Origin of the sequence: Nesterenkonia sp. CL21 (genome assembly GCF_031705515.1) — a bacterium.
In the GTDB taxonomy this organism is placed as follows: Bacteria; Actinomycetota; Actinomycetes; order Actinomycetales; family Micrococcaceae; genus Nesterenkonia; species Nesterenkonia aethiopica.
This window is the reverse complement of record NZ_JAUTWR010000025.1, coordinates 1-1,874: the sequence shown is the minus strand read 5'-3', so window position 1 is coordinate 1,874 and position 1,874 is coordinate 1. Positions and strand designations below refer to the sequence as shown.

Below are 1,874 nucleotides of genomic sequence, written 5' to 3'. Positions count from 1 at the left end.
CGTCGTCGGGGTGGGTATGCGGGGACCAATGACACCAATACGTGGCGGCATGCGTTGCGGAAGGATTGGCGGCTGTACAGCTTGTTGGTGCTGCCGGTGGTGTTTCTGCTGATCTTCCGGTATCTGCCGATGGCGGGGAATGTGATCGCGTTTCGGCGGTTCCGTCCGGGGTCGAGCATCTTTGGTGATGAGTGGGTGGGGTTCCATTACATCGAGATGTTCATCCATGATCCGACGTTCTGGCGGGTGTTCTGGAACACGGTGATTCTGGGTGGGTTGACGTTGGCGGTGTGTTTCCCGTTGCCGATCGTCTTGGCGTTGATGTTCAACGAGCTGCGGTCCACGGTGTTCAAGCGGGTGGCTCAGTCGATTTCGTATCTGCCGCATTTCATGTCGATCGTGATTGTGGCGGGGATCGTGTTGCAGCTGACCTCGTTGAACGGGACGTTGAATCAGGTGTTGGGTGTCTTCGGGGTGGAGCGGATCGCGTTCATGCAGCAGCCGGAGTGGTTCCGGGCGATCTATGTCTCCTCGGAGGTGTGGCAGACGGTGGGGTGGGGGACCATCCTGTATCTGGCGGCGTTGACCACGATTGATCCGCAGCTCTATGAAGCGGCTCGGATTGATGGGGCGAATCGGTGGAAGCAGATGTGGCATGTCACGATCCCGGGGATCATGCCCACGATGGTGGTGCTGCTGATTCTGAATGTGGGCACGTTCATGGCGGTGGGGTTCGAGAAGGTGTTGTTGCTCTATAACCCGTTGATCTATGAGACCGCGGACATCATTGCCACCTATGTGTATCGGGTGGGTATCACCAGTTCGAACTTCTCGTATGCGACCGCGATCGGGCTCTTCGAGGCGATCATCGGGTTGATCCTGATCCTCTCGGCCAATGGGATCGCACGAAAGCTGGGAGGAAACAGCCTGTGGTGACTATCAGTGCGCAAGCCCCGGAGAGGGTGCGGCCTGCTGGGACGGGGGTGCCTCCGGGTGGTCCGGGGTCCTCGGGTGTGCCTGGGGGTGGGGGGCCGCGTGGTTCGCGGTCTACGGCGATCAAGGATTCGCGGTCGTATTCGGTCTTCCGGGTGGTCAATGGTGTGTTGATCGTGGTGATCTGCGCGGTGACGTTGTATCCGTTCGTGAATATCATCGCTCAGTCGTTCTCCTCGGAGGGGTATATCAACTCCGGGCAGGTCAACATCATCCCGCGGGGGTTCAACGTGACCACGTTCGAGGTGGTGATGTCGGATGCGATGTTCTGGCGTAATTATGCCAATACGGTGATCTATACGGTGGTGGCCACGGCGATCGCGATGGTGTTGACGACGTCGTTTGCCTATGCGCTCTCGAAGCGGCATCTGAAGGGTCGGGGGTTCTTCATCGGGGTCGCGGTGTTCACGATGTTCTTCAATGGTGGGCTGATCCCGAACTATGTGTTGATCAATGCTTTGGGGATGACGAATACGATCTGGGCGATCGTGTTGCCGAACGCGATCAGTATCTTCAATCTGTTGGTGATGAAGGCGTTTTTTGAGAATTTCTCGACGGAGTTGGAAGAGGCTGCGCAGATTGATGGGTTGACGACGTATGGGATCTTGTGGCGGGTGGTGATTCCGTTGTCGAAGGCGGTGATTGCGACGATGATCCTGTTCTATGCGGTCAGTTTCTGGAATGCGTGGTTCCAGGCGTTTCTGTATCTGGATCGTCGGGAGCTGTATCCGGTGACGGTGTATCTGCGGAATCTTTTGGCGGGAGCGACGGGGACTGAGCAGTTGGGTGGGGAATCGGCGGAGGCGACGCAGATCGCGTCGAATGTGCGGGCGGTGACGATGTTGCTGACCACGTTGCCGATCATCTGTCTGTATCCGTTC

The 1,874-nt window shown here is 57.7% G+C and carries 2 protein-coding genes; both read left to right on the top strand.

All coding sequences use genetic code 11. The features are described 5' to 3' along the window. Positions 1-54: 54 nt before the first annotated feature. The gene (locus Q7C18_RS16725) at positions 55-936 is read left to right on the top strand and encodes a sugar ABC transporter permease (protein WP_237090185.1); all 882 of its coding nucleotides are present in this window, start codon (positions 55-57) and stop codon (positions 934-936) included. Between the two features lie 77 nt (positions 937-1,013). Then, positions 1,014-1,874: carbohydrate ABC transporter permease (locus Q7C18_RS16720; protein ID WP_396954389.1), on the top strand; the 861-nt coding region annotated here is incomplete at its 3' end.